Here is a 24241-nt window from a genome sequence, read left to right as displayed (position 1 = left end):
TCTCTTGCAAGTTAGTTCGCTATTTGCAGCGTTACTTGCCAATAGTATGAGAAAGGCTTACTCGTTCTATGCAGATTTTTGCATCTGGCTCAAGAGCTGATCTTATTAGCATTTAATTGCTCTTCGGACATCAGCACCTCACGCGGCTTGCTGCCTTCATACGGGCCGACAACTCCGCGAGCTTCCATTTGGTCAACCAGTCTGGCCGCCCGGGTATAACCAATACGCATTCTTCTTTGCAGCAAGGAGACCGAAGCTTGCTTCGCCTCCACCACAATTTGAACCGCTTGGTCGTACAGCTCGTCCAGCAATTCGTCCTGCTGGCCGTTATCTTCCTCCAGCTCGGGCACAAGATCTTCCTTAAATTCGGCTTTGGCCTGATCGCTTGTAAACGCAACAACCGCCTCCACTTCCTGATCGGACAAAAAGGCGCCTTGCACGCGAATCGGCTTCGACATGCCTACCGGCAAATAAAGCATATCGCCCCGGCCAAGCAGCTTCTCTGCACCGCCGGTATCGAGAATGGTCCGCGAATCGACGGCTGATGATACGCCAAATGCGATACGGGAAGGAATGTTAGCTTTAATTACGCCCGTAATGACATCAACGGACGGGCGCTGCGTCGCAATAATAAGATGAATGCCGGCTGCGCGCGCCATTTGAGCAAGCCTTGCAATCGAATCTTCTACATCGCCGGCGGCAACCATCATCAAGTCGGCAAGCTCATCGACGATAACTACGATATAAGGCAGCACGGCGGACGGATTATCAACCATCAAGGTGTTATAGCCTTCAATATTACGGGTACCTGACTTGGAAAACAGCTCATACCGCTTTTCCATCTCAACGACGATTTTTTTCAGCGCCATCGACGCCCGGCGCGGATTGGTAACAACCGGCGCGAGCAGATGCGGAATGCCATTGTACATATTCAGTTCGACCATCTTCGGATCGACCATCAGAAATTTCACTTCATCCGGCTTCGCTTTGTACAATATGCTGGTGATGATGCCGTTGATGCAAACGGACTTTCCCGATCCGGTCGCGCCGGCTACAAGCAAGTGAGGCATTTTGGCCAAATTTCCGATAATCGGCGTGCCGGCTATATCTTTGCCAAAAGCGATGGAAAGCTTCGAAGTTGCGTTCTGGAACTCCGGCGTTTCCATTACTTCACGCATCGTAACTACGGATACTTCCCCGTTCGGAACTTCGATGCCGATTGCAGATTTGCCCGGTATCGGAGCTTCCATCCGGATATCCTTGGCGGCAAGCGCAAGCGCTATATCATCCGTCAGTCCGACAATCCGGCTTACCTTAACGCCGGTAGCAGGCTGTACCTCGTACCGTGTAACCGCAGGGCCGGGCACAACATCCAGCACCCTCGCCCGGACGCCAAAGCTTTCGAGTGTTGCTTCCAGCTTGCGTCTTGAATCGGTCATATCCGCTTTATCGCTGCCCTTGCCCGTCAGGCGCGGCTTTGTCAACAGCGTAAAAGAAGGCAGAGCGTACGGTTTAGGCTTCGGAGGCACTGCTGCATCGCCATTCAGAAGATGGCCGCCTTCTTCTTCATCGGTTCCGCCGGCAGAAGAACGGTTCGGATCAATGTCCTCATGAGCTGAAAGCTTGTCTGCGTCAAAGGGCTCAGGTATGCTCTCCTCGAAATCTTCCAACAAGTCAGCATCATCTTCATTCATGCCATTCCCTGGCATAAGCTGCGCGTTATCTTCTGCCATGCCATGTTCCGTACCAGAATCCCGTTCATCATCCGGATAAAACGATGGTGGTTCCGGGCCGGTTTCGGCCGCCGGCACATACGCAGCGTACGCATCATGCGCATCCTCCCATGGCGGAGGCAGCTCTTGATCATGGGTGTTCAACTGTACCTGCGGGTTTTCCAAATAGCCCTCGTCTGCCGTTTTCTCCCATGGTATTTCCGGATTAGCTTTCCAGCTGTTTCCGTTTAACCGCATGTCCGGTTTGGATTCTTCCTCCAAGTCCCATTCATCGCTTGCGTCTCCGTCTGCTTGCTTCTTCTCTTGCGATTCAGGCGTAATCCAGGAGAAAAAAAGCGATTTTTTGCGGCGCGGCGGAAGTACGGTATACGTATCTTCCTCATCATCAATATCCGAATCATCGTGAACGGCGCCGGCCGCCGTGCTGCTTTTCGCTGCTGCTGAACGGCTGGCCGCCTTCAGGGCATGGCGGTTCGCTATTCGCGTATGAATAAGCTTGTACATGCGTGCTCCGCGTTTTTTTATCATGCGAGCCAGCTCCACATAGGATTTGCCGGTCATCAGCATTATTGAAATCGCCATCATGACGTACATGATCAGCTTTGAACCGAAATAACCAAATAAAGTAAAAAGCAGAGAATATTCGATAGCCCCTACATACCCGCCGCTGATCGACTTTTCGCTGATGGTCCGGTAATCGCCGGGATCCGATTCAATCAGTTCGGAATGCAGATTGGAGCTAAGCTCGTTTAGAATGATGCTCCCGGTCAAATCGGACACTTTGCGGATTCCGTGATCGATTTCCGCCATAGAACTCATAAGCGTTAAAGCTAATACAAATACAAGAACGCCCGTTCTCCTTTGCGTCCAGCCGCGCGGCCATTTCCGTTTGACCATAACCGCTAACCCGACCACAATGCCGACAATGGCTATAACAAAATAAAATTTGCCCAAAACGAGACCGAACAGCTTAGACAAGGATCGGCCTACGGCAGCCTCACCCGACAAGGCAATGATGGATATCGTTATGAGCAAAATTCCGTAAACTTCATATTTTAATTGGCCAGCAATCGATTTTTTTCGTTTTCTTTTTTTTGCCACTTGCGTCACCTCTGATAGAAATTATACCACAGGTGGACAAATGTTCCTATTCTGTTCTGTTCCGTTTGGTTTCGGGAGACAGAAGCGCATATTGCACAACGGCGCCCGGAGCGTATTCCGGTTTCAAATAATCATTCAACTCGCACTGGAGCAGGCGAACCACTTTGCCAACTCCTGGAGAAAGCGGTTCAACCTGCATATAGATGCCGTTCACCCATACTTCATGCGGATGCTCCCGGTCATTTTGCCAGCCGTCAAGCACAACCTCCAGCGGCATGTTCGTATAAAGGGTCATAGTCAGTTATACACCTCCGAAGCCGGACGGCGCCTTGTTTCGATCATTGCATTCAATTCCTTCAACGCTTCACCAAGGCCGCCAACCGCATCGATCAAGCCGTAACGGACCGACTCTTCCCCGATTACAGTCGTCCCGATGTCTCTTGTCAGTTCACCGGTTTTGAACATAAGCTCCCTGAACTTCTCGTCCGTAACATTCGAATGTGCGGTGACGAAACGAATAACCCGCTCCTGCATTTTCTCCAAATACTCAAACGTTTGAGGCACGCCGATAATAAGGCCGTTCAAGCGTATCGGGTGAATGGTCATCGTGGCGCTTTCCGCTATAAAAGACTTGTTCCCTGCTACCGCAATCGGAACACCGATGGAATGCCCGCCTCCCAATACAAGTGTGACAGTTGGTTTGGACAAAGAGGATATCATTTCGGCAATCGCAAGGCCGGCTTCCACATCGCCGCCAACTGTGTTTAAAACAATTAGGATGCCTTCGATTTTCGAATTTTGTTCTGCGGCGACAAGCTGCGGAATGAGGTGCTCGTATTTCGTTGTTTTATTTTGCGGCGGCAGCACGATATGTCCTTCTACCTGCCCAATAATCGTCATACAATAAATATTGGACGGCTCTATGGAAGGCGTCTGTGTTTGTCCTAATTGCTGAATGGCTTCCATCACCGCAGGAGCCTTCTTGTTTCCGTCGTCAGCCGGATCCGGCTGCTGCTGATCAGATGTTATATTCATCTGTATTCCCTCCTCCAAATGAAAGCTAAAGCTCACCATAGTATGGTACGACTTGAAAAAATCCATTCGATTGGCACAAAAAAAGCCCGCAGCGTTTAGCTGCGGGCGGGCTTTCGTATCCCTAGAATCTTATACTTCCATAATGATCGGAAGAATCATTGGACGGCGGCGGGTCTGTTCATACAGGAACCGGCCGAGCGCGTCTTTAACATTCGTTTTGAGCGATGCCCATTCATTGACGTTATCGTTCATCAATTTGTTCAGCGTTGTTGTAACGATACGGTTCGCTTCATCAAGCAATCCTTCGGACTCTCGAACATATACAAAACCGCGGGAGATGATGTCTGGACCCGACAATATCGTTCCATCCTGCTTGCTGAGCGTTACGACAACGACGAGAATACCGTCTTGCGACAACAGTTTCCGGTCTCTCAATACGATGTTGCCTACATCGCCGACGCCAAGGCCGTCGATCAGGACGTTGCCTGCAGGCACTTTCGAGCCTTTGCGTGCTGCGCCGTTCTGAATTTCGACGGTGTCGCCGATATCAATGATGAAAATATTTTCTTTCTCGATGCCAACGGCTTCGCCAAGCTGAGCATGCATACGAAGCATCCGGTATTCACCGTGGATCGGAATAAAATATTTCGGGCGGATCAGGTTAAGCATCAGCTTCAGCTCTTCCTGGCTGCCGTGTCCAGATACGTGAACGCGCGATACAGATCCAGGTCCCCAAATGACATTGGCGCCAAGCTTATACAGTTCGTCGACGGTGCGGCCAACGTATTTCTCATTTCCAGGGATTGGCGTTGCGGCAATAATAACCGTATCCCCTGGCAAAATGTCCACCTTCCGGTGAGTCGAGCGCGCCATCCGCGTAAGCGCAGACATTGGTTCGCCTTGGCTGCCTGTGCAAAGGATAACGACACGGTCGGCAGCTAATTTATTAACTTCTTCCGGCTCGATAATCATTCCTTCCGGAATGTCCAAATACCCCAGCTCAGATGCGATGTTTACAACGTTTACCATACTGCGGCCAACGACAGCAATTTTGCGGCGGGTTGCTATCGAAGCATTAATAATTTGCTGAATCCGGTGAACATTGGAAGCAAATGTAGCAACCACGACACGCTGTGTCGACTTGCGGAAAATATCTTCGAGCGCATCTCCTACATTCGCTTCGGAAGGCGTAAAGCCTGGACGCTCAGCGTTCGTGCTGTCAGAAAGCAGCGCCAGAACGCCTTTTTTGCCAATTTCCGCAATGCGCTGCAAGTCCGCGTATTGGTTATTAACCGGCGTATGGTCGAATTTGAAGTCGCCCGTATGGACAACTGTGCCTTCCGGTGTATCCAGGCAAACGCCAACGGAGTCCGGGATACTATGGTTGGTTTTGAAGAAGCTTGCGCGAATCGCACCGAGCTGAATCTCGGAATCCGCATTAATGAGAATACGCTTCGTCTCGCCAAGCAGCCCCGCTTCCTTCAGCTTGCCCTCAATCAGGCCAAGCGTAAGTTTCGTGCCGTATACTGGCACGTTCAAATGCTTCAGTACATACGGCAAGCCGCCGATATGGTCTTCATGGCCGTGGGTGATAAGTATTCCGCGCACTTTATCGCGATTATCCGTTAAGTAAGTAATATCCGGAATTACGATATCAATGCCGAGCATGTCCTCTTCTGGAAATTTCAAACCTGAATCTACAACAACAATGTCATTACCGTATTGAATGACATACATATTTTTACCGATCTCGCTTACTCCGCCTAGTGCAAAAATAAGCAGTTTATCCTGGTTGTTCTTTTTAGACAATGGGATCTATCCTCCTATAGTTATAACTAACCTGTATTCAATTTGCATATAAAAAAGGTTATTGCCGGACGCCGCTCCGCCAAACCCATTCTTTCCTTCAAATAATTGCCGCACCCAATCACTTGAGACCATTATACATGAAGAAAAAGATGGAACACAAGTGAAACAAAGAAAGCGTTCCGAAGGCATCGTGCTTTCGCATGGCTTGATCCTGATGTCCGTGCCGTTTAATTGACATTATCGTTTCCCGAATGGAGATAAAAAAAACCGGTGCGATAATCGCACCGGTTGTAGGAAGTGCCATGTGAAATGCTTATTGGACCAGCTTGCGGACAAATTCGGCTTCCTGCTCCGAGATCGGAGCAAGCGGCAGCCTTACGCTGCCTACAGGCAAGCCTTTAAGCGAAAGCGCATATTTAACCGGAACCGGGTTCGGAACCGGATGCGGACAATGGAATAAGCCTTTCAGTACCGGATAACATTCCGCATGAAGCTTCGCCGCTTGCTGCACGTCGCCGCTTAAATAAGATTGGATCATTTGCTTCATTTTGGCGCCAACGATATGGCTGGCAACGCTAACAATCCCATAGCCGCCGACAGCCAGCGTCGTCAAGGTTGAGATGTCCTCGCCGCTGTATACTCTGAAGCCAGCCGGCGCAGACGCAATAATCTCCGTCAAATGATCCGCGCCGTTGCAATCTTTGGTCGCGACGATATTGTCAATCTCAGCCAGACGCAGCGTCGTCTCTACCGAAATATTAACGGCTGTGCGCCCCGGAACGTTATACAGCATAACAGGAAGCGTAGTTGCTTCAGCAATCGCTTTAAAATGCTGATACAGCCCTTCCTGATTTGGCCTATTGTAATAAGGCGAGACCAGCAGCACGCCATGAACGCCAGCAGCTTCCGCCTCTTTGGTCAGATGGATCGAATGGGCCGTATTGTTGCTGCCTGTCCCCGCTATGATTTTGCATCGGCCCGCAGCACGTTCGACTGCGAAACGGAACAATGCCAGCTTTTCCTCGTCGCTTAACGTAGGCGATTCGCCTGTCGTGCCTGCAACAACAAGGCTGTCGCTTTGCTGCTCCTCGATCAAATAATCAATCAACCGGCCTGTTGTCTCCCAATCGATTTCATTCTCGGCGGTAAAAGGGGTTACCATTGCGGTAATAAGCCTTCCGAATTCCATCTTAAAATCCTCCTATATAATTTACAGATGAAGCTCAAATTTATGGTGCAGGGCGCGCAAGGCCGGAATCATATCCTGTTCCTTGACAAGTACCCAAATGGTCGTGTTTGAGTCCGCAGACTGCAATATGGTAATGCTTTGCTCCGTTAACGCTTCAACAATTCTGGCCATAATCCCCGGTACGCCGTTCATGCCGCCGCCAATGACAGATACTTTGGCGCAGCCTTTTGTTGCTACAGGATTAAAGCCGATGTTTTTGAGAACTTCAATTGCTCTGCCTGCGTCATGGTCAAAAACGGTGTATACCGCTCCGCCTGGCGTGACATTAATAAAATCAACGCTGATATGATTGCGGGCCATCGCCTGAAACACTTGAAGCTGCATATCGCTGCTGCCTTCAATAGCCTGCACGGAAATTTGCGTCACGCCGCTTACGTGAGCAATTCCGGTTACATGGCGGTCTTTCACGCGAATATCGCCCGCAAGAAGCGAGTTGTCCGTTACAAGCGTGCCTTCATCCGTCGAGAACGTCGAGCGGACACGCAGCGGAATCCGGGCTTGCTGGGCAATTTCTACCGCACGCGGATGGATGACCTTTGCTCCTTGGCGCGCCATGTTGCATATTTCGGTATAGCCAACTGTAGAAAGCTGTCTTGCATCTTCGACAAAACGCGGATCGGCCGTCAATATTCCGTTTACATCCGTATAAATATCAACCATTTCCGCTTGCAACGCCGCACCAAGAGCAGTAGCAGATGTGTCGCTTCCGCCTCGTCCAAGCGTTGTAAAATCGCCGTTTTCCGTCATGCCTTGAAACCCGGCAACGATAACGACTTTTCCTTGCTCCAGATGATTCAGCATCACATCCGGACGAATGGATTTGATTCTGGCGTGGCCGTATTGCTCATCCGTACGAATACCGGCTTGGCCGCCGGATAAAGCAATCGTCGGAATGCCTTCCGACTGCAGCAGGCTGCTTAAAACAGCGGCAGAAATAAGCTCTCCGCAGTTCAGCAGCATATCCTGTTCCCGAGGCTGCAGACGGCCGCCGTTCTGCGACACAAGTTGCAGCAGCGTATCTGTCGCGTACGGATCGCCTTTGCGGCCCATCGCGGAAACGACGATAACGAGCGAATAGCCGTTCTCTCTCTCCCGCATAATATGGCGGACCACATGCTCTCTCGCATCTGGTGTCGAAAGAGAAGTACCGCCAAATTTTTGAACTAAAATACGCATATTGATGATTTCCCCCGTAACTTCTGCAAAGATGCGTTACGGCGTTACTGTCGCTGCGGTATGTCATGCGACCCAAACGTAAACCGTCCGCGTGCACCTCACACCGCTTCGCAACAGCCGACAAAACATCCGGCTTGTCAGAGCCGTCCGCTGCATTAGCGGACATCTCTGATCGGCCGGATGGTCAACGAGAGTAACACCCGGAGCGTCCGACAGCAGCCGTTAACCATCTTCCAGTTCATAGTTGTAATCAAACGACGTTACCGAATCGGAATATCCGTTAACAACCGGTATGAACAACGGTTGCTATATTTGTATGGATTGTCGTGTACTCTTGCTTCAAAATGCCGCCGGCTCCGAAATGAAATTCCATCCAAGAGCTGCCTGCATCTGAATAATCGAACAATTTGAGAGAATAATTAATAATTAAATCGTTCAATCAACATCGGCTGAAGCTGGCGACCCTGCAAAGCGGCTTCGCAAGCTTCCATTGCGAGATCCATCCGGGCAACAAGTGAATTGGGCTTTTGCTCCGGATTGTCCTGACCAAACGGTACGAAATACATATGTTTAGCCACTAACAGCTTTGCGATGTTGGCGGCGTTAAGCCCTAATCCGTCATTCGTGGAAATAGCAAGCACGATAGGTCTGCCGTTTCGCATTTGCGCTTTGGCTGCCATCAGTACCGGACTGTCCGTAATTGCATTGGCCAGCCTGCTTGTCGTATTTCCTGTGCATGGCGAAATAAGCAAAACATCAATCAGTTTGGATGGGCCAAGCGGTTCAGCCTGCACGATCGTTGAAATCAGTTCGTTGCCGGTCAAAGCTTTAAGCTGCTCCTGCCAATGAGCCGAGGTTCCGAACCGCGTATCCGTCGTCATAATCGATTGGGATACAATCGGAACGACATTAGCTCCTGCATCCACAAATCTTTTCACTTGCGGCATAACCTCTTCCAACGTGCAATGCGAACCGGTAAGCGCATAGCCAACCGTTATACCAGACCAATTCATGATTCATTCCCCCGTGTCATCAAATCGTCCGTAATCAGCTGAATCAGACAATCCGCAATGATACGTCCAGCAGTCTTAGGAGCGACGATTCCAGGGAGAGAGGTTGCCAGAAGCGCTTTAATGCCACGCTTCTCTGCAAACCGAAAATCCGTTCCGCCGGGCTTTGACGCAAGGTCAATAATGACGGCCCGCGGCGGCAAATTCGCTATAATTTGCGCTGTGACTATCATAGTCGGAATTGTATTAAAAAGCAAGTCAATATTACCCACATACTGTGATAAACGGTCCGTGTAAAACGGCGTAAAACGCATCTCCTGCGCCCTTGCGAAGTGCTCGCTTTTATGGACTCCCATCAGCACTTCAGCGCCTAGCCCCTGCAATGTTCGAGCAAGCGTAATCCCCGTCCGCCCAAACCCAAGCACCATGCTTCTCGAGCCGTGCAATGTAATGTCCGTATTCTGAATAGCCATCATAACGGCGCCTTCGGCCGTTGGAATCGAGTTATAGATCGCTACGTCATCACGGTCAAACAGCTCAATCAAGCCAATGCTATGCATCTCGCAAATCTGACGCAAATAAGGTTTGGCTAGACCTGTATATACTTTGCAGTGCTTCGGCAGACGGGCGATATGCTGATCTGTAAGCTTGATCTCGCGGTCGCTGAACACGGCCGGCACGATCCCTTGGTCATCCGTCCCTACTGCCGGCAGCAGCAGCACATCGATATTGTCGAAAAGCTGCTCTTCGAATTCAGCATAGACAGCTCCGTCCAGTGAAGAATGCAATCCGTCAAATCCGCATACGGTAACGGAAGCATCCATCTCCGACAGCTTGCGGATGACTTCCAGCTGTCTTGCATCGCCCCCAAGCTGCAGCACCTGAACACCTGTCAGCATACTGGCTTCACTCCTTTCTGCGCACCAGATAGGATCATTTTATGCTCCTGCAAACAATGGGTGAAAGCCGCAGCCAATGAAATTAAAAAGAACCGGAGACTATTGTCTCCGGTTCTGCTGCAACTGTGATATTCGCTTATGAAAACGGGTTGATTACCGCGCATTCCAAATGCCCGTATCATTGAGCATGAATTAGATAACGAACAGGCGTTAAACGCCGGTATGGCCAAATCCGCCGGCGCCGCGTACCGTATCCGGCAATTCATCCGCTTCAGCGATCGTAACGGCTGGAACAGCCTGAAATACCATCTGCGCAATCCGCTCGCCCCGCTCGATGACAAACGGCTGCTGTCCCAAATTAATGAGCAGCACCTTCACTTCGCCGCGATAGTCCGCATCAATCGTACCCGGCGAATTCAGGCATGTAATGCCATGCTTGAACGCCAGCCCGCTCCGCGGCCGGATTTGCGCTTCCAGCTCGGGCGGCATCGCCATTGCGAAACCGGTCGGAATCAGCTTGCGCTCGCCCGGCGCAAGCGTAACCGCTTCTTCAACAGCAGCCTGCAGGTCAAAGCCTGCCGCCCATTCCGACATCCGGTTGGGCAGTTTAATATCTTCGTTGCCTGCAAGGCGCTTAAACAATACGTGATGCAAAACGATCCCTCCTCAGTTGTGCGGCAGGCTTGTCGCTTGTGCCTACCATCGCTACGGAGAACGGAACCCGCAGCATTTTTTCTACCATTTGCTGGACATCGGCCATGGTTACCGCATCTACCCGCTGCAGCAAATCATCCATCGTATAATGCTGGCCGAGCATCAGCTCGTTTTTGCCAAGTCGGTTCATGCGGCTGCTTGTGCTTTCCAGGCTTAGAATCAAGCTGCCTTTCAGCTGCTCTTTGCCTCTGTGAATTTCCTCTTCAGTCAAGCCTTTGACCGCAAGCTCCTCCAGCTGTTCCATCGTCAGATCCAGTACTTCTTGCGTTTGTTTGGGCGCTGTGCCGGCATAGATCGTAAACAATCCGGTGTCTGCGTAAGACGTATGGTATGAATAAACCGAATACGCAAGGCCGCGTTTCTCGCGGATTTCCTGGAATAAACGCGAGCTCATGCCGCCGCCCAGCGCGTTATTAAGCAAAATCATCGCATACAGGTTCGGATCGTTGTTGGAGCAGCCGGTAAACGATAAGCAAAGATGGTTTTGCTCCGACTTCTTCTTAAAAAAGATATAGTCGCCTTTAAAATCAGGCGCCGCAACCGGGCTTCCGATGCCGTGGTTGCTGAATCCGCCAAAATGTTTCTCGAGCAGCTCCAGCAGCTTGGCTTCTTCTACGTTGCCGGCAACGCTAATGACGGTATTCTCAATCGTATACCGTTCCTTCATATACCCCCGAAGCGTGTCAGAAGTCATCGCCGTCAGCCGTTCTTCCAGTCCGAGAATGGAATAAGCAAGCGGATGGTCGCCGAATGCCGCCCGCGACGCTTCGTCATGCACTTTGTCATCGGGCGTATCCTCATACATCGAAATTTCTTCAAGAATGACATTTTTTTCTTTTGCCAGCTCACCCGCGTCAAATACCGACTCGAAAAACATATCCGAAAGGGCATCGACTGCAATCGGGAGATGCTCGTCGAGCACTTTGGCAAAATAGCATGTATATTCCTTGGCCGTAAAGGCATTTACGTTGCCGCCGATCCCGTCGAACAAATCGGCAATGTCTTTGGCCGAACGTTTGGCTGTACCTTTAAAAAGCATGTGCTCGATGAAATGGGATATCCCGTTGTTATCGGGCGTTTCGTTTCGGGAGCCGGTTTTGACCCAAATGCCAAAGGAAACCGACCGGACATGCGGTATGTATTCCACCACAACGCGCAATCCGTTGCTAAGCGTATATTTGTTCACTGATATCCCTCCTGTAAACACGAATAGTACCACTATAACATTAAAGCATTGCACGCTCAACCGGGCGGGAACACCCGTTTGGAGGACAATGTATCACTGACGGTGCCGATGGCATACCCTTTTTGCTTGGCCGCTTTAATCATGGCCGGAAGCGCTGCGCTGGAGGATGCGGTCGGATGCATTAGTATTAAAGCACCCGGCTCCAGCTTGGAAGTAATTTTATTCACAATCCACTCGGGCGACGGCTTCTTCCAATCTACCGTATCAATGGTCCACATGACCGTCATCAGCTTTTGCTCGGCGGCAACCTGCACGGTCAGCTGATTAAAATCGCCGGATGGCGGCGCGAACCAGTGATTAGTAACGCCCAGCGTTGACTTCAGCAAGCTTTCCGTCTTCATGATTTGCTCATTTTGCTGTGCCCTGTTCAACTGGCTCATATTCGGATGGGAATAAGCATGATTGGACAGCTCATGCCCTCTCTCTTGTATTTTTTTAGCAAGCTCCGGATTTTTTTTCAGCCAGCTGCCGTCAAGAAAAAAAGTCGCTTTTACCTGTTCCCGGTCGAGCGTATCGAGAATGCTGTCTAAATATTCATTGCCCCACGCCACATTAATCATAAAAGAAATCATTTTTTTGTTTGGGTTGCCTTTATAAATGGGCAGAGGACCAAGATCTCTTAGCGATATAGCCGGCGGAATTTCCTTGTATACGTATTGGATGTCGCGGGTGGAACCGGATTGCAGCGTTTTCTCATAAGTCTGTTCAACGTCCACTTCGATTCCATTATAGCCGGGGATCGCCTTCCATACCCGGTCGATTCTTGCGTTCACCGGCGCCTCCCGCCGTTTATCCGCCTCCAGCTTGATCGCAGCAAGCAGCTGCTGCTTGTCGCTTTCACTCAGCTCCTCTGTAAAAGCGGCCATATTGTTTTGCTTCATTGCGTTTATGTAAGAGCTAATTCCGCCACCGCCCAAACCGATAAACAGCAGCAAAGCTGCCACGGTTGCAGCAGCAAGCCCTATTTTGCGAATGTGCATGCTTTCGCCTCCACTGCATGATGCCGGATACGGCTGCCTGAATAACATTTGAACGTTTGTCCATCGGCATACCTTTGTACCCAGTCTATGAGTTGCAGGACGAGTTTATGCGAAGACAAAAAAAGAGTCAGATCAAATCTGGCTCTTCGGTCGTAAATATGAAGCTGAAGGAAGGATCGGCGAGATCATTAAGATTGCGCCGATGCCTGTTCAGCAAGAACTGCTTTGCGGGACAAGTTGATTCTGCCCTGCTGGTCGATTTCCGTTACTTTTACCGTAATTTGATCGCCAACGTTAACCACATCTTCCGTTTTCGCAACACGTTCGTTCGAAAGCTGCGAGATGTGGACAAGTCCGTCTTTGTTAGGCAAAATTTCGACGAATGCGCCAAACTTCTCAACCCGTTTGACCGTTCCGAGATAAATCTCGCCGACCACGACTTCTTTGACGATGCCTTCGATAATCGCACGGGCACGCTGGTTCATTTCTTCATTGCTGGAAGCAATGTAAACCATACCGTCTTGCTCGATATCGATTTTTACGCCGGTTTCTTCAATGATTTTGTTAATGATTTTGCCGCCTGCACCGATAACGTCGCGGATTTTGTCCGGGTTGATGCGAAGCGTCATAATTTTCGGAGCGTATTTGGACAAGTTAGGGCGCGATTCTTTCATCACTTCCAGCATTTTGCCGAGGATGAACATACGGCCTTCACGTGCCTGCTCCAAAGCTTGAGACAAAATCGAACGGTCGATGCCGTCAATTTTAATATCCATTTGGATTGCGGTTACGCCTTGCGCCGTACCTGCAACTTTAAAGTCCATATCGCCAAGATGGTCTTCCATCCCTTGGATGTCCGACAAGATGGAGAAATGGTCGCCGTCTTTAATAAGACCCATTGCGATACCCGCTACCGGAGCTTTGATCGGTACGCCGGCATCCATCATAGCCAGTGTGCTTGCGCAAATACTTGCCTGGGAAGTGGAACCGTTGGATTCGAGCACCTCGGATACGAGACGAATCGTATACGGGAATTCCGCTTCCGAAGGAATCACTTTCGACAGCGCCCGTTCGCCAAGCGCACCATGACCGATTTCGCGGCGGCCCGGAGGACGGAGCGGACGAGCTTCCCCTACGCTAAACGGCGGGAAGTTGTAATGGTGCATGAAACGTTTCGTTTCTTCCAGGTCGATGCCGTCCAAAATTTGAACGTCGCCAAGCGCACCAAGCGTACAAATGCTAAGCGCTTGCGTCTGTCCGCGTGTAAACAAACCGGAACCGTGCGTGCGTGGCAGCAAAGCAACATCGCATTCGATCGGGCGGATTTCATTCAGCGCGCGGCCGTCAGGACGGACTTTATCAACTGTAATGAGACGGCGGACTTCTTCTTTCACGATGTCGTACAATACTTCTTTGACATCAGCAAGCAGTTCAGGCGTTTCAGCATACACTTGCTCGAAATGTGCAACCGTGTCGGCGTTAACCGCATCGATCGCTTCCTGGCGTGCATGCTTCTCCGGAATGCGGATAGCTTCCACCAGCTTGTCCGAAGCATAAGCACGGACTGCTGCATTCACTTCGGCATTTACCGCGTGCAGAACAACATCCATTTTTTCTTTGCCGGCAATCGACTGCAGCTCTTCAATCGACTGGACGATCTTCTTAATTTCTTCATGGCCGAACATAATCGCTTCCAGCATAACGGTTTCCGGAACTTCGTTCGCTTCAGCCTCAACCATCATAATTGCGCCGGCTGTGCCTGCAACCACCAGATGGATATCCGATTCCTTCTCCTGCTCAACGGTCGGGTTAATAATAAACTCCCCGTTGATGCGGCCGACTACAACGCCGCCGATAGGCCCGTTGAACGGTACGTTGGAAATCGTCAGCGCAGCGGATGTGCCGATCATCGCCGCAATTTCCGGCGAGCAGTCTTGATCCACGCTCATCACAAGGTTAGCGATCTGCACGTCGTTGCGGAAGCCATCCGGGAACAACGGACGGATTGGACGGTCCGTCAGACGGCTCGCCAAAATCGCCTTTTCGCTTGGACGGCCTTCCCGTTTAATAAATCCGCCAGGAATTTTGCCGACGGCGTACAAACGCTCTTCATAGTTAACGGTCAGCGGGAAAAAATCGAGATCTTTAGGCTCGTTGGACGCCGTAACCGTACAAAGGATGACGGTTTCACCGTAACGTACCGTTACCGCTGCGTTTGCTTGTTTCGCCAGGCGCCCTGTTTCCAATACAAGCGGCCTGCCGCCAAGCATCATCGAAACGCTATGTGTCATTATGTATTCCCTCCTATTCTTAAAAACCATTCTCTAGAGGCCTTTAAATCTCCTCTATTAAAATCAATGCTATTACAAAAAGCAACCCGCCTCCGGCGTCCGGTACGCCCGGACGGCCAGATGACCAGGTTGCTTCTCGTTACGCATGTTTTAACGGCGAATGCCGAGTTTTTCGATCAATACGCTATAACGTTTAACATCTTTGTTCTTGAGGTATGCCAGAAGCTTACGGCGTTGGCCTACCATCTTCAGAAGACCGCGACGGGAGTGGTGATCTTTCTTGTGCTCCCGCAAATGCTGCGTCAAGTTCGTGATGTTTTCCGTCAGGATAGCGATTTGAACTTCCGGAGATCCCGTATCGTTCGCGTGCGTTTTATGCGTTTCAATCAGCTCTTGTTTGCGTTCTTGCGTCATTGCCATCCTAATTCACCTCCTGTTATCTGAATAATCGCCTGCAGCCTCGCCAACGCCGGTGAGAGCGATGTGCCAAGCCGAGGTTAAGTTTGCCGCCGCGCATAGCGGACAGCAACGTTATGAATTATAGCATAATGAAGGATACAAAGTAAATGCCCATCGTCCAAAGCTTATGATTTCAGCTGAAACAGCTGTCTTGCTGTCTCCGAATCCCGGTGAATCTGTTCGACAAGCTCGTGGATAGAGTTAAACTTCTGTTCATTCCGGATAAAGGAATGGAACCGGACGGTCAGGCGCTCTCCATACAAATTGCCGGCAAAATCAAACAGATGAGCTTCGAGCGTGGCTTCCCCGCCCGGTGCGTTAAAGGTCGGCTTAAACCCTAAATTAAGCACACCGTAATAAGTTTCGCCATTCCGGTCAACCGATATGGCGTATACGCCATACGCAGGCAGCACATACGGGCTGGACGGCGATACGTTGGCGGTCGGGAAACCGATCGTCCGGCCGCGCTTGTCTCCGTCTACGACAATCCCGGTTACCTCATAAGGACGGCCAAGCAGCTCAGCCGCTTCCGTAACATTCCCTTCGGCGAGTGCCGCACGGACAGAAGAACTGCTTACTTTACTTCCCTTCAAGCAAAGCGGTTCCACGATTTGGACTGTGATATCCGGCTTGCAAAGTTCCAGCATATGCTTCGCGTTGCCTTGTCCTTTGTGTCCAAACGTAAAATCAAAACCTACCACAACATGCTTGGCATGGAGCGGCCTTAGGATCTCGTTAACGAATTGCTCCGGCATGACCGAGGCAAACGTAGTATCAAACGCAACAACAAACGCAATATCGACGCCCAGCCTTTCAAACAATGCGGTTTTATCCTGCAGCGGCGTCAAGCTTCTGTGATAGTAATCCCCTTGTCCCAGCACTTCTTTTGGATGAGGGTGGAACGTCATCACTGCAGACAAAATGCCCTCTTGCTTTGCCGTTGCGACCGCTGTGCGAATCACATCTTGATGCCCGAGATGAACACCGTCAAAATGGCCGATAGCAACCGCCAGCGATTTGCCCTGCAGCAACGCGGGCATACGATCGAGCGGATAGGTTAATGAGATTATTTCCAAGGATCACACCTGCATTTCTAGTATGGCTTTTGCTATTGATTGACAACTGCTAGTTAATTAAATACTTTTTCCGGCCTCAACGCGCCGGCAGCCGGATCTGCCCGAAAAACGCCAACAAATTTGTCGTCAGGCGCATAAAGCGTGACAAGTTTGTCAGGGGCCAGCTTCACCGGCAAACGTGCAAGCGAAATCTTTTGCCCCTTCAGCCCTTTGTCAGCCGTTTCCTCGTTAACGTCAATCCGTTCCATATGCGAAAGCGCCGTGTCGGACGGCAGCAAAACATCCGAAAGCGTCCCTTGCTGCTGCCGATCTGCAATCTCCTCCAGCGTCAAGCAGTCCTCTTTCGTAATGCCGCCTGACATCGTACGAACAAGCTCGGCCATTACAGCGGGCACCCCTAATGCTTGTCCAATATCAACGCATAACGTCCGGATATACGTCCCTTTGGAACAAACGGCGGAAAAACGGATTTCCGGATATTCCTGATCCAGCGCAGCTTGCAGCAGCTGAATGCCGTAAATGGTAACGGTACGCGATTTCCGCTCTACGGTTTTGCCTTCTCTAGCAAGCTCGTAAAGCCGCTTACCGTCTACCTTTACGGCCGAGAACATCGGCGGAATCTGCTCGATCTGCCCGACAAAACGATTCAGCGCCTCTGTTACTTCAGCTTCCGTTACTTGAATATGAGGTTCTTGCTTCAGCACAGTGCCCGTCATATCTTCCGTATCGGTCGCAATTCCAAGCTTCAGCACCGCTTCATACGCTTTGGGGCGATCCTGCAAATACTCTACAACTCTTGTAGCTCTGCCGATACAAAGCGGCAGCACGCCTGTGACCATAGGGTCCAATGTACCCGCATGGCCGATTCGCTTTATTTTTGTAATGCCCCGTACTTTAGCCACAACATCATGTGAAGTCCAGCCTGCCGGCTTCCATACGGGCAAAATACCGTCCATCTGTTAAATCAGCGCCTTTCTAACAGCTTCCACCAGTTGAGCAGCCGCTTGCGTCACAGGACCTTGCAGCCTGCAGCCCGCTGCCCTTACATGCCCGCCGCCGCCAAACGATTGCGCAATGGCTGACACGTCCACACGGCCGGCGGATCTAAGGCTTGCTTTTACGCTTCCGTCTTCCGTTTCCTTAAACAAAATACCCGCCTCTACGCCTTCGACATTCAAGGCATAGTTGACAAGCCCCTCCAAATCCTCCGCCGAAGCATTCGTCTGCTTCATATCATCCTTGCCGATATACAGCCAGCCGATCTGTCCGTCTTCGGTAAATTCAAGCCGGTTCAGGCTGAGCCGGAGCAATTTAAGCTTGGCCATGCTCATCTTCTCCAGCATATGATCGGCGATCCAGTGCCCGGAAACTCCGATTCCTAGCATCACCGAAGCAATCTCCATCACCTGCGGGCTTGTATTGGAATAACGGAAGCCGCCGGTATCGGTCAGCAAGCCGGTATAAATACAAGTTGCACAATCCAAATTGATCGTTACGCCTGACTGCCGGATCAAATCATATAAAATTTGAACCGTTGCAGCGGCATCCGGCTTCACGATATTGACCGTCCCGAATCCGTCATTGGTCGGATGATGGTCGATATTCAGAAGAGCTGCTCCTTCCGCAAACAGAGCAGCCACTTTCCCGATCCGCGAAAAATCCGCGCAATCCACGGAAATAACGGCATCAAACCGTTCGTCGGCATGACTGCCCTCCAACACCTTGATGCCGTCATATCCCCACAGGTAGCTTAAACGGCTTGGAGGCACGTTCTCATTCATGAGAACGGCCTCCTTACCTAGCTGCCCGAGCAGCCAGCCGACAGCGAGCGTCGAGCTTATGGCGTCGCCGTCCGGCTGGACATGGGAAACAACGAAAAAACGGTTATGCTTCCGAATAAATGCAAGGGCATCATCCAACTGCTGCAAATAAGCGGCAGCCGTCATACGCGATCATTCCCGCGGTTAAGCTGCTCCAGAAGCGATTCGATCCGGCTTCCGTACTCAATGCTGCTGTCGAACTTGAAGATCAACTCCGGCGTGTGGCGAAGACGGATCCGCTTGCCGAGCTCGGAACGGATAAATCCGTTCGCTCTGCCCAGCGCCTTCAGCGTTTCCTCTTTTTGTTCATCGCTGCCAAGTACGCTCAAATAGATGCGTGCTTGAGATAAATCGCTTGTAGCTTCAACACCGGTCACCGTAATGAAGCCGACGCGAGGATCTTTTAATTCCGTTTGAATAATTTGGCTGAGCTCTTTTTTAATCTGCTCGCCAACGCGTCCTACGCGAACTTTTGCCATCTACGATCACCTCTACCTCTCAACCGATTCCATAACGAACGCTTCGATCACGTCGCCTTCTTTGAAGTCAGTAAAGCTTTGAAGCGTAATGCCGCATTCGTAGCCTTGCGCAACTTCTTTGGCATCGTCTTTGTACCGTTTCAGCGTATCGACCTTGCCTTCATGTACAACAATGCCGCCGCGGATTACACGGGCTTCAGCCGAACGGGTCACTTTGCCGTCTGTAATCATGCAGCCCGCAATTGCGCCTACTTTGCTTACTTTGAAAATGTTGCGGACTTCGGCATGACCGATGATTACTTCTTTAAAGACTGGATCCAGCATGCCTTTCATTGCTTGCTCGATTTCGTCGATTACGTTGTAGATAATATTGTGCAGACGAATGTCCACTTTCTCCTGCTCGGCAGTTGCCATCGCTTGCGGCTCCGGACGAACGTTAAAGCCGATGACAATGGCATTGGATGCCGATGCCAAAATAATATCGGATTCGGTGATGGCACCTACGCCGTTATGAATAATTTTGACACGTACGCCTTCAATGTCGATTTTGGCGAGCGAGCCTTTGAGGGCTTCGTTAGAGCCTTGTACGTCCGCTTTAATAATGACGTTCAAGTCTTTAATTTCGCCGTCTTTAATGTGCTTGTACAAGTCATCCAGCGTAACGCGCGTATTGGCGCCAAGCTCGGATTGACGATGCTTGATGGCGCGGCGTTCTGCAATAGCGCGCGCTTTGCGCTCGTCTTCAAACGCCATAAACGGATCGCCTGCTTGCGGCACTTCGGTAAGGCCGGTAATTTCAACCGGCGTCGAAGGACCGGCTTCTTTGATGCGGCGTCCACGGTCGTTCACCATGGCGCGTACACGGCCAAAGCAGTTGCCCGCTACAAACGCGTCGCCGATTTTGAGCGTACCGTGCTGAACAAGGATACGAGCCACAGGGCCTTTACCTTTGTCGAGTTCGGCTTCGATTACCGTACCGCGCGCACGTTTGTCAGGGTTAGCTTTATAGTCGTTTACTTCTGCCACGAGCAAAATCATTTCGAGCAAGCCTTCAAGGCCGATGCGCTGTTTAGCGGACACATTTACGAAAATCGTGTCGCCGCCCCACTCTTCCGGCACCAGACCGTATTCCGTCAGCTCTTGTTTGATTTTGTCCGGATTTGCTTCCGGCTTATCAATTTTGTTGACTGCAACGATAATTGGCACGCCAGCCGCTTTCGCATGGTTGACTGCTTCCACGGTTTGAGGCATAACGCCGTCATCCGCAGCCACTACGATGATCGTAATATCGGTAACCTGTGCGCCGCGGGCACGCATAAGCGTAAACGCTTCGTGACCCGGCGTATCCAGGAACGTAATTTTTTTCTGGTTAATTTCAACTTGGTAAGCGCCGATGTGCTGCGTAATGCCGCCTGCTTCTCCGCCGGTTACGTTTGTTTTACGAATGGCGTCAAGCAAAGTCGTTTTACCATGGTCAACGTGGCCCATGATGGTTACAACTGGCGGACGAGGCAACAGATCCGCTTCTTCGTCTTTTTCTTCGTCTTTCTCGAAGTCATCTTCTTCGACCGGAATTTTCACTTCCACCTCGCTGCCATACTCTGCTGCGATAAGAAGAATAGCTTCCATCTCGATTTCCTGGTTGATCGTCGCCATAATGCCAAGCGAGATAAGCTTCTTAATGACTTCGGATGCGTCTTTATGAAGCAGCTTAGCCAAATCGCCAACGGTCATTGTGCCGCGCACAATAATTTTCTTTGGCGTATTGTCGATTTTCTCGCGTGGCGGCTGTTGCTGGCCGCCTCTGCCTTTACCTTTGCCGCCGCGATTGTTGCCGCGGAAATTACCGCCGGTGCGGTTGTCGTCAAAACGCTTTTGCGGGCCGTTTTGGTTCGATTTTCTGCCGCCGCTATTGCTGCTGCCACTGCCGTTACGGTTGCGATCAAAGCGGTCATCTCCGCTGCGGGCTGGCGCAACCGGCTTCGAATCAAACGAACGTCCTTGGCTGCCGCCGGACGGCTGGGAAAATTGCGCGCGCGACGTTCCTTGCGGGCCGCGGTTTTGGCCGCCGCCTGCTCCGCCTTGCGGGCCGCGGTTTTGGCTGCCGCCTGCTCCGCCTTGCGGGCCGCGGTTCTGGCCGCCGCCTGTTCCGCCTTGCGAGCTGCGGTTGTAGCCGCCGCCTGTTCCGCCTTGCGAGCTGCGGTTGTAGCCGCCGCCTGTTCCGCCTTGCGAGCTGCGGTTTTGGCCGCCGCCTGTTCCGCCTTGCGAGCTGCGGTTTTGGCCGCCGCCTGTTCCGCCTTGCGAGCTGCGGTTTTGGCCGCCGCCTGTTCCGCCTTGCGGGCTGCGGTTTTGACCGCCGCCTGTTCCGCCTTGCGGGCCGCGGTTTTGGCCGCCGCCTTGACGTTCAGGGCGGTTATCTTGGGACTGGGATGATCGTTGATCGGTAGAAGTATTGGTTTTCGTATTATTTGAATTCATAAGCACCTGTCTATCCTGTGTTAGATTTTTGTTGTCTGTAGCAGCTTGCTGAACATTGCGGTCGGTTGGTTTGCTTGCCGGCTGGGCAGCCGCGGAAACAGCCGCGCTGGATTCCTGTGCGCGTTTGGCTGCTGCATTCGATTTGATATCCCGGAAAAAGCCTTCCACCTTGGATACCATTTCATTCTCCATAACGCTCATATGATTGTTCACGGGCAAATTAAGCCGTTTAAGAATCGTAATAATTTCTTTACTGCTCATGTTGAGCGATTTGGCGTATTCGTATACGCGCAATTTATTGTCCTTGCTCATGCTCAATATATTCCACCTCCGAATTTTGACTCAGATGTCCAGCAATCATTTGTCCAAACTTTGCGTCGGTGACCGCGAGCACAACTCGTTCCGATTTGCCAATTGCATTGCCCAGTTGAATGCGGTCAAAAGCTTCTACAAGTTGTACGCCGTAAGTACTGCATTTATCGCGGAATTTTTTCTTCGTGTTATCAGAGGCATCCCCGGCTAAAATAACGAGGTGCGCCTGACCTTTACGAACAGCCTTGAGCACAATTTCATCCCCGGTAATGAGCTTACCGGCGCGAGTTGCCATTCCAAGCTGCAGCAAGCTTTTATTCTGCTTCGTCATCAGCAAGCTCCTTGCCGGCCAGAAATTGTTCTTCAACTGCAATGAAATCTTGTTCAAGCTGATCGTAGATCGCCGCATCGACCTGCTGCTTGAGCGCCCGGTCGAATGCTTTTGTTTTTTTGGCCAGCTGGAAGCAGCTGAGCTTGCCGCATAAATAAGCGCCCCGGCCGGCCTTTTTGCCGGTCAAGTCAATTAACACTTGATCGTCCGGCGTGCGGACGATCCGTATCAATTCTTTTTTCGGCTTCATTTCCTGACATGCCACGCATTTGCGAAGCGGTATTTTCCTAGGCTTCACCGCTGCATCTCCTCCTCTTCCGACAGCGAATAGACCTGCTGCCGCCCTCGGTTAATCGATAGAGACAGAGTCTTGATGCATCATGCCGGTCGTTGATTTTGGTCTGCCAAATTCCTGCTCGGCTTGCGTTTCGCTTTTAATATCAATTTTCCAGCCGGTCAGCTTGGCTGCCAGACGCGCGTTTTGGCCCTTGATGCCAATCGCAAGAGACAACTGGTAGTCCGGCACGATAACGCGGGCCATTTTTTCTTGTTCAAAAACAATTACTTCCAGCACTTTCGAAGGGCTGAGCGCGTTGGCCACGTATTCGTCGATATTTTCCGACCAGCGGACGATATCGATTTTTTCGCCCTTCAGCTCGCCTACGATCGTTTGCACGCGGAGGCCTTTTTGCCCTACGCATGATCCGACCGGATCCACTTCCGGGTTGCGGGAGTAGACCGCGATTTTGGAACGGAAGCCGGCTTCCCGTGCAACCGAGCGGATTTCAACGACGCCGTCGTAAATTTCCGGAACTTCCAGCTCAAACAGCCGTTTCAAGAGGCCCGGATGGGTACGGGACAAAATAATTTGCGGCCCTTTGGTTGTATTTTCCACTTTCGTAATGTACGATTTGACACGGTCGCCATGCTTGAATTTATCCGTTGGCATCAGCTCGGTCAGCGGAAGAACCGCTTCCACTTTGCCCAAGTCAACAAACAAGTTGCGAACGTCCTGGCGTTGAACAATGCCGGTTACGATGTCTTCTTCTTTATCGATGAATGCATTGTAGATAAGTCCGCGTTCCGCTTCGCGAATGCGCTGCGTGACAACTTGCTTTGCGGTTTGCGCAGCAATCCGGCCGAAGTCTCTTGGCGTAACCTCAATCTCGGCGATATCATCCAGTTGGTAGTGCGGGTTGATTTCTCTTGCCGCATCAACCGAAATTTCAAGGCGCGGATCCAAAGGTTCGTCTACGACGGTTTTGCGCGCATACACTTTGATGCTGCCGGTATGGCGGTTAATATCAACGCGCACATTTTGCGCTGTGTTAAAGTTGCGTTTGTAGCTGGAGATCAGAGCAGCCTCAATCGCTTCCAGCAGCACATCTTTCGTAATGCCTTTCTCTCGTTCAATCTCTGACAGTGCTTCAATAAATTCCATACTCATTGGAATGGACTTCCCCCTATTCTTCGTTATCCCCAATAGCTTTTCTCGAGAGAAACTCGGCTTGCTTTGCACCTATGAAAGCGTGTACCATAAGCTGCTCTTCTTGCAAGAGAGGCGCCGGACTGCTAGAACACAATAGCCAGCCTTGCGCCTGCCACCTTCACATAAGGAATGACCTGATCCTGTTTCCCTACCCGAACGGTAAGCTGCTCTCCGTCAAAAGAGGTAAGTTCCCCTTCGAATTCCTTCTCGCCGTTAACCGGCTCATAAGTCGTTATATAGACATGCTTGCCGACCGCTTTCCGGACATCGTCCGGCTTCTTGAGGGGGCGTTCAGCTCCCGGAGATGAAACTTCCAGGAAGTAGTTGCCCGGAATCGGATCGTTCTGATCCAATTGCTCGCTCAAAAATTCGCTGATTCGGACGCATTCGTCAATATCAATCCCGTTTTCTTTGTCTACAAATACGCGCAAAAAGTAGCTGCTGCCCTCTTTGACGTATTCGATATCGACCAGCTCAAAGCCGTTGTCATCGAGAAAAGGCAGCACCATTTCTTCAACGACGGATTTGATTTTAGAAGTGTTCAACTTGACTTG

The 24241-nt window shown here is 51.0% G+C and carries 22 protein-coding genes; all 22 read right to left on the bottom strand.

Features of this window, described 5'->3' with window-relative positions:
* Positions 1–89: 89 nt before the first annotated feature.
* The 22 genes from ET464_RS03890 to rimP all read right to left on the bottom strand — a co-directional run bounded on the left by ET464_RS03890 (position 90) and on the right by rimP (position 24232).
* On the bottom strand, positions 90–2834 hold the full coding sequence (locus ET464_RS03890; RefSeq protein WP_129438418.1) for an FtsK/SpoIIIE family DNA translocase: 2745 nt from the start codon (positions 2832–2834) through the stop codon (positions 90–92).
* Positions 2835–2880: 46 nt separating this feature from the next.
* Positions 2881–3129 carry a YlzJ-like family protein gene (locus ET464_RS03885; protein ID WP_129438416.1) on the bottom strand — a complete coding sequence of 83 codons (249 nt, stop codon included), beginning with the start codon at positions 3127–3129 and terminating at the stop codon, positions 2881–2883.
* A 2-nt stretch (positions 3130–3131) separates the two neighbouring features.
* Positions 3132–3869 (bottom strand): ClpP family protease, encoded by a 738-nt coding sequence (locus ET464_RS03880; protein WP_129438414.1) that lies wholly within the window; start codon positions 3867–3869, stop codon positions 3132–3134.
* A gap of 129 nt (positions 3870–3998) precedes the next feature.
* Positions 3999–5678, bottom strand: coding sequence for a ribonuclease J (locus ET464_RS03875; protein WP_129438412.1), 1680 nt, complete (start codon positions 5676–5678; stop codon positions 3999–4001).
* A gap of 313 nt (positions 5679–5991) precedes the next feature.
* The gene (dapA, locus tag ET464_RS03870) at positions 5992–6867 is read right to left on the bottom strand and encodes a 4-hydroxy-tetrahydrodipicolinate synthase (RefSeq protein WP_129438410.1); all 876 of its coding nucleotides are present in this window, start codon (positions 6865–6867) and stop codon (positions 5992–5994) included.
* Between the two features lie 21 nt (positions 6868–6888).
* The gene (gene dapG, locus ET464_RS03865) at positions 6889–8103 is read right to left on the bottom strand and encodes an aspartate kinase (protein WP_129438408.1); all 1215 of its coding nucleotides are present in this window, start codon (positions 8101–8103) and stop codon (positions 6889–6891) included.
* Between the two features lie 419 nt (positions 8104–8522).
* Positions 8523–9116, bottom strand: coding sequence for a dipicolinate synthase subunit B (locus ET464_RS03860; RefSeq protein WP_129438406.1), 594 nt, complete (start codon positions 9114–9116; stop codon positions 8523–8525).
* Positions 9113–10012, bottom strand: coding sequence for a dipicolinate synthase subunit DpsA (dpsA, locus tag ET464_RS03855; RefSeq protein ID WP_129438404.1), 900 nt, complete (start codon positions 10010–10012; stop codon positions 9113–9115). The genes ET464_RS03860 and dpsA overlap by 4 nt, the downstream gene beginning before the upstream one ends.
* Positions 10013–10222: 210 nt before the next feature.
* Entirely contained in the window at positions 10223–10606 is a 384-nt protein-coding gene (gene dut / locus ET464_RS03850) for a dUTP diphosphatase (RefSeq protein WP_425271755.1), read from the bottom strand.
* Positions 10607–10646: 40 nt separating this feature from the next.
* Positions 10647–11912, bottom strand: coding sequence for a M16 family metallopeptidase (locus tag ET464_RS03845; RefSeq protein WP_129438400.1), 1266 nt, complete (start codon positions 11910–11912; stop codon positions 10647–10649).
* Positions 11913–11968: 56 nt separating this feature from the next.
* The gene (locus ET464_RS03840) at positions 11969–12952 is read right to left on the bottom strand and encodes a polysaccharide deacetylase family protein (RefSeq protein ID WP_129438398.1); all 984 of its coding nucleotides are present in this window, start codon (positions 12950–12952) and stop codon (positions 11969–11971) included.
* A gap of 188 nt (positions 12953–13140) precedes the next feature.
* Positions 13141–15243, bottom strand: a complete 2103-nt coding sequence (gene pnp / locus ET464_RS03835; RefSeq protein WP_129438396.1) for a polyribonucleotide nucleotidyltransferase — start codon at positions 15241–15243, stop codon at positions 13141–13143.
* A 150-nt stretch (positions 15244–15393) separates the two neighbouring features.
* On the bottom strand, positions 15394–15663 hold the full coding sequence (gene rpsO, locus ET464_RS03830; protein WP_129438394.1) for a 30S ribosomal protein S15: 270 nt from the start codon (positions 15661–15663) through the stop codon (positions 15394–15396).
* A 164-nt stretch (positions 15664–15827) separates the two neighbouring features.
* On the bottom strand, positions 15828–16778 hold the full coding sequence (locus tag ET464_RS03825) for a bifunctional riboflavin kinase/FAD synthetase (protein ID WP_129438393.1): 951 nt from the start codon (positions 16776–16778) through the stop codon (positions 15828–15830).
* 53 nt (positions 16779–16831) lie between these two features.
* Positions 16832–17734 carry a tRNA pseudouridine(55) synthase TruB gene (gene truB / locus ET464_RS03820; protein WP_129438391.1) on the bottom strand — a complete coding sequence of 301 codons (903 nt, stop codon included), beginning with the start codon at positions 17732–17734 and terminating at the stop codon, positions 16832–16834.
* 3 nt (positions 17735–17737) lie between these two features.
* Positions 17738–18724 carry a DHH family phosphoesterase gene (locus ET464_RS03815; RefSeq protein WP_129438390.1) on the bottom strand — a complete coding sequence of 329 codons (987 nt, stop codon included), beginning with the start codon at positions 18722–18724 and terminating at the stop codon, positions 17738–17740.
* On the bottom strand, positions 18721–19077 hold the full coding sequence (rbfA, locus tag ET464_RS03810) for a 30S ribosome-binding factor RbfA (protein WP_129438388.1): 357 nt from the start codon (positions 19075–19077) through the stop codon (positions 18721–18723). The genes ET464_RS03815 and rbfA overlap by 4 nt, the downstream gene beginning before the upstream one ends.
* Positions 19078–19089: 12 nt before the next feature.
* A complete protein-coding gene (gene infB / locus ET464_RS03805) occupies positions 19090–21867 on the bottom strand; it encodes a translation initiation factor IF-2 (RefSeq protein WP_129444051.1) in 2778 nt (925 codons plus the stop codon).
* Positions 21851–22198 (bottom strand): L7Ae/L30e/S12e/Gadd45 family ribosomal protein, encoded by a 348-nt coding sequence (locus tag ET464_RS03800; RefSeq protein WP_129438386.1) that lies wholly within the window; start codon positions 22196–22198, stop codon positions 21851–21853. The genes infB and ET464_RS03800 overlap by 17 nt, the downstream gene beginning before the upstream one ends.
* On the bottom strand, positions 22182–22496 hold the full coding sequence (gene rnpM / locus ET464_RS03795) for an RNase P modulator RnpM (RefSeq protein ID WP_129438384.1): 315 nt from the start codon (positions 22494–22496) through the stop codon (positions 22182–22184). Before rnpM ends, ET464_RS03800 begins: the two co-directional genes overlap by 17 nt.
* Before the next feature lie 51 nt (positions 22497–22547).
* On the bottom strand, positions 22548–23645 hold the full coding sequence (gene nusA / locus ET464_RS03790) for a transcription termination factor NusA (protein WP_129438382.1): 1098 nt from the start codon (positions 23643–23645) through the stop codon (positions 22548–22550).
* A 125-nt stretch (positions 23646–23770) separates the two neighbouring features.
* Positions 23771–24232, bottom strand: a complete 462-nt coding sequence (rimP, locus tag ET464_RS03785) for a ribosome maturation factor RimP (protein WP_129438380.1) — start codon at positions 24230–24232, stop codon at positions 23771–23773.
* Positions 24233–24241 lie beyond the last annotated feature (9 nt).

The organism is Paenibacillus protaetiae (genome assembly GCF_004135365.1).
Lineage (GTDB): Bacteria > Bacillota > Bacilli > Paenibacillales > Paenibacillaceae > Paenibacillus_AP > Paenibacillus_AP protaetiae.
Note: the sequence above shows the minus strand (reverse complement) of the source record. Positions and strands in the feature narration are given on the sequence as shown.